We start from the raw sequence: 4095 nt of genomic DNA, 5'->3' as shown, positions 1-4095 counted from the left end.
TGGTCATGCTCACACTCACCTTGTCCAACGGGATGCCATCGAACAGGATTTTCATGTCCTCCACGCTATCGATGGCCACCCCGGCCTTGCCGACATCGCCCACGACACGCGGGTTGTCCGAGTCGTACCCTCGGTGCGTGGCCAAGTCGAAGGCCACGCTGACCCCCTGGCCCCCGGCGGCCAGCGCCTTTTTGTAAAAGGCATTGGACTCTTCCGCCGTCGAAAAGCCGGCGTACTGGCGGATCGTCCACGGCCGCACGGCATACATCGTCGCCTGGGGTCCGCGGATGAAAGGCTCGAAGCCGGGCAGCGTGTCGGTGTAGGGCAAATCCCGAATATCCGCCGCGGTGTAGAGCGGCTTGACCGTGATGCCCTCTGGCGTGACCCAGTTGAGCTGCTCGAGCGGGGCACCCTTGATCGATTGGCGGGCGGCGGCCTCCCAGTCGGCCAGGGTGGCGGTGCGAAATTCGGACTTGGACATGGGTTCCCCGTGTGACGACGGATCGGCGGCTCATCGATGACGGGCAAGGGCAGAACGCCTTGCCGTCAGCGGCACGAATCAGGCCGCCATGGTGGCACAAACATCGGCAAAGCCGAAGTGTAGCGCATTCATAATTATTGATGCAGAATCTTTGATGCCGTATGATCGCGGCCATGACCGCCGTTCCCCTGCTGTCCCGCGCGTTGTATGAAGAAGTGGCTGAGTTGCTGCGGCAGCGCATCTTCAGCCGGCAACTGCCCCCCGGCGCCTGGATCGACGAGCTCAAGATCGCCGAGGAGCTGGGCATCAGCCGTACCCCGCTGCGCGAGGCGATCAAGGTATTGGCCGCCGAAGGGCTGGTGACGATGAAAGTGCGCCGCGGCGCCTACGTCACCGAGGTGTCGCAGCAGGACCTGCGCGAGGTCTATGAGCTGCTGGCATTACTGGAGGCCGACGCCGCCGAAGCCGCCTGTTGGCGCGCCACCGACGCCGATCTAGAAGAGCTCGAGCGCCTACACGCCGAGCTGGAAGCGGCGGCCGACCCCGAGCGCGGTTCGCGCGAGCGCTTCTTCGAGCTCAACGAAGCGTTTCACATGCGCGTGCTGGACCTGGGGCAAAACCGCTGGCGCAAGCAGCTCGTCAACGACTTGCGCAAAGTCATGAAACTCAACCGCCACGGCTCGCTGTTCAAGCAAGGGCGCATCGCCGAGTCGCTGGCCGAGCACCGTGCGATCCTGGATGCGCTGCGCCGGCGCGATGCGAGCGCGGCAGCACAAGCGGTGCGGGTGCACTTTGCCAACGGCTTGCAGGCTGCGGTCTGATCAAGCGACGACGGCGCCGCGCAGTGCCGCCTGGGCACGGCGCGCCACCTCGTGCGGTGACAAGTGTTTGAGACGGTGATCGCTCCACACCTGCCGCCAGCGTCGCGCACCCGGCTGCCCATGGCGCAACCCCAGCATGTGGCGGGCAATCGCGTACCAGCCGCCGGGCAACTGGGGGCCGACCCGCGCCATGTAGTCCACCATGCGCGCCTCGACCTCATCGCGGTCGATGCCGGGCGCCGAAATGCCGAAGTAGGTGGCATCCCACGACGCCAGCCACCAAGGGTGGTGGTAGGCCTCGCGCCCGACCATCACCCCATCGAGCAGCGCCAGTTGCTCCGCGATTTGGGCGTCCGTCGTGATCCCCCCGTTGACGACGATGGTGAGATGGGGAAAATCCGCTTTCAGCCGGTGCACCACCCCATAACGCAGTGGCGGCACCGTGCGGTTCTCAGCGGGACTCAAGCCATCGAGCCAGGCGTTGCGCGCGTGCACGATGAATACCTGACAACCTGCCTCGGCCACGGTGCCAACGAAGTCGCGCACGAAACCATAGTCCTCGACGCGGTCGATGCCGATGCGGTGCTTGACCGTGACGGGCACGCGCACCGCGTCGCGCATGGCGCGCACCGCGTCGGCCACCAGGCGCGGGTGCTCCATCAGGCAGGCGCCAAACGCGCCGCGCTGCACGCGCGGGCTGGGACAGCCGCAGTTGAGGTTGATCTCGTCGTAGCCCCACACCTCCCCCATCCGGGCCGCCAACGCCAACTCGCGGGGATCGTTGCCCCCCAGCTGCAGTGCCACCGGGTGCTCGATCTCATCGAACCCCAAGTGCCGCGCAACATCACCATGCAGCAGCGCGCCCGTGGTCACCATCTCGGTGTACAGGCGCGTGTGCCGCGTGAGCTGTCGGTGAAACCAACGGCAGTGGCGATCCGTCCACTGCATCATCGGCGCGACCGACAGGCGCCACCTTGAATCAGAACAAGATGTTACAGACTTTTCAACGGCTTGCGTCGATTTTTGCACAGTCTCGTTTACGTTCATTTCGGCTATTTTCGGCTTGTTTTGTGTTGTAGAGTGCTACAATCCGTGCTACAGCTTTTTTTGTAGCACCAAGCACCCCCGATGGGTACGATTACAGCACGGAAGCGCAAGGACGGCACGGTCGGCTACACGGCGCAGATACGGATCAAGCGCGACGGCCAGGTGGTTCACTCAGAAAGCCAGACCTTTGACCGACGCCCCGCCGCCATGCTGTGGTTGAAGCGCCGCGAGTCGGAGTTGGCCACACCGGGTGCGCTCGACAAGCTGAAGGCATCCGACCCTACCCTGGCCGAGGTCATCGATCGGTATCTCGGGGAGTCCCGCCGTTACTACGGCAAGACCAAGGTGCAGGTGCTGCGCACGATCCAAGCGTCGGAGCTTGGGGCCATACGGTGCTCGGAACTTCAGAGTCCGCACATCGTATCGTTCGCCCAAAACCTTCGCGTTCAGCCGCAGACGGTAGCCAACTACCTCAGCCACCTCGCGGCGGTGTTTTCCGTGGCGCGGCCCGCGTGGGGCTATCCTCTCGATAAGCAGGCGATTGATGATGCGCGCACCGTCGCCAAGCGGATCGGTCTCATCTCCAACGCCCGTACCCGCAACAGGCGTCCCACCCTCGAAGAACTAGACCGGCTGATGGATCACTACACCGTGATGCAAGCCAAGCGATCCGATGCGATCCCGATGACCGACATCATCCGCTTTGCGATTTTCAGCACGCGCCGCCTCGACGAGATTACCCGCATCACGTGGGAGGACCTGGATCGGGTCAACTTGGAAGTCGTGGTCCGCGACATGAAAAACCCCGGCGAGAAGATCGGAAACGACGTGCGCTGCACGCTCACACCCGAAGCCATGGCCCTCATCGAAAAGCAGCCTACCCGCTCGGGCCGCATTTTTCCCTTCAACAGCGACAGCATCAGCACCAGTTTTACCCGCACTTGTGCCTTGCTTGGGATCGAAGACCTTCACTTTCACGACTTGCGACACGAAGGGGTGAGTCGCCTGTTCGAGCTTGGATGGACGATTCCTCAAGTCGCATGTGTCAGCGGACACAGAACGTGGGCCAGCCTCAAGCGCTATACCCACATCCGGCAGTCCGGGGACAAGTATGCGGATTGGCGCTGGAATCCGTTGCGAACATCCCTCATTGACCAGCAAGGCAAAGGCCTACCGAGCTAGATCACGCGAACGCAACACCTCGCTCACCCGCCCCAAGTCCATCCCCTCGGTCGGCGGCGTGCCGTCCCGACACAGGTTGAAGTCGTAGGTGAATGCGATCTCCCCTCGCCTGCCTTCCTTGTCGGTCACGTCTCCCTGACGCAACCGGAGCTGAAGCCGCTTGCACCCCTCCTGCTGGAAGCTCTTGATGGTGCTGACTTCGGCCAGGACGGGCGCGCTGGAGCCGGTCGCCTGCCGGAACCGCTCCGCCACCGGCCCCACGATTTCACCGCTGGCCTTGCCGTCGGGCGCATCGATGGCTTTCATGAGTAGGGTTTTAGGGCTGTCGTACTGGGCGGCATTTGCTACGGTTGCCGTGCATGCCAGCACCAGAGCACATGCGCTAGCATGAGAAGCATTGATCATTGCGTCGCTCCTTCGTATTCCATGCTGCCACCTACTGCGGCAGGAGACGATGAGAGATAGCTGTCAGGTCCCGGACGATTACGTGGCACTTTTATGAAAAGTTCCGGTTTTTCTTTGTACCATCTTTTCATGGCCTCGATGGGCGGGACATGTCCCAGG

Annotated in this window: 5 protein-coding genes; 2 read left to right on the top strand and 3 right to left on the bottom strand. The window is 63.0% G+C overall.

The genetic code is table 11. The features are described 5' to 3' along the window. Positions 1 to 481: methylmalonyl-CoA mutase family protein (locus Q0716_RS03725; protein WP_299019801.1), on the bottom strand; the 481-nt coding region annotated here is incomplete at its 3' end. 173 nt (positions 482 to 654) lie between these two features. On the opposite strand from Q0716_RS03725, the gene Q0716_RS03720 reads away from it, so the two are divergent. Beyond that, complete coding sequence (locus Q0716_RS03720) at positions 655 to 1302, top strand: GntR family transcriptional regulator (RefSeq protein ID WP_299019798.1); 648 nt, start codon at positions 655 to 657, stop codon at positions 1300 to 1302. Here Q0716_RS03720 and dusA read toward each other — a convergent pair whose 3' ends face one another. After that, positions 1303 to 2349: a tRNA dihydrouridine(20/20a) synthase DusA gene (dusA, locus tag Q0716_RS03715; RefSeq protein WP_299019796.1), complete on the bottom strand. Its 1047-nt coding sequence runs from the start codon at positions 2347 to 2349 to the stop codon at positions 1303 to 1305. A gap of 81 nt (positions 2350 to 2430) precedes the next feature. Here dusA and Q0716_RS03710 point away from each other — a divergent pair, with 81 nt between their 5' ends. Then, entirely contained in the window at positions 2431 to 3531 is a 1101-nt protein-coding gene (locus Q0716_RS03710) for a site-specific integrase (protein WP_299019794.1), read from the top strand. Here the strand turns inward: Q0716_RS03710 and Q0716_RS03705 are convergent. Beyond that, positions 3520 to 3837: a hypothetical protein gene (locus tag Q0716_RS03705; protein ID WP_299019792.1), complete on the bottom strand. Its 318-nt coding sequence runs from the start codon at positions 3835 to 3837 to the stop codon at positions 3520 to 3522. The two genes, Q0716_RS03710 and Q0716_RS03705, sit on opposite strands and share 12 nt — an antisense overlap. Positions 3838 to 4095: the final 258 nt, after the last annotated feature.

The sequence above is a fragment of the uncultured Tepidimonas sp. genome (genome assembly GCF_938045175.1).
Classification (GTDB): Bacteria; Pseudomonadota; Gammaproteobacteria; order Burkholderiales; family Burkholderiaceae_C; genus Tepidimonas.
Note: the sequence above shows the minus strand (reverse complement) of the source record. Positions and strands in the feature narration are given on the sequence as shown.

What these genes read in the sequence shown, in the direction of transcription:
- Q0716_RS03720 (WP_299019798.1), top strand. Translation starts at nt 655, where the DNA reads ATGACCGCCGTTCCCCTGCTGTCCCGCGCGTTGTATGAAGAAGTGGCT.
- dusA (WP_299019796.1), bottom strand. Translation starts at nt 2,349, where the DNA reads ATGAACGTAAACGAGACTGTGCAAAAATCGACGCAAGCCGTTGAAAAG.
- Q0716_RS03710 (WP_299019794.1), top strand. Translation starts at nt 2,431, where the DNA reads ATGGGTACGATTACAGCACGGAAGCGCAAGGACGGCACGGTCGGCTAC.
- Q0716_RS03705 (WP_299019792.1), bottom strand. Translation starts at nt 3,837, where the DNA reads ATGAAAGCCATCGATGCGCCCGACGGCAAGGCCAGCGGTGAAATCGTG.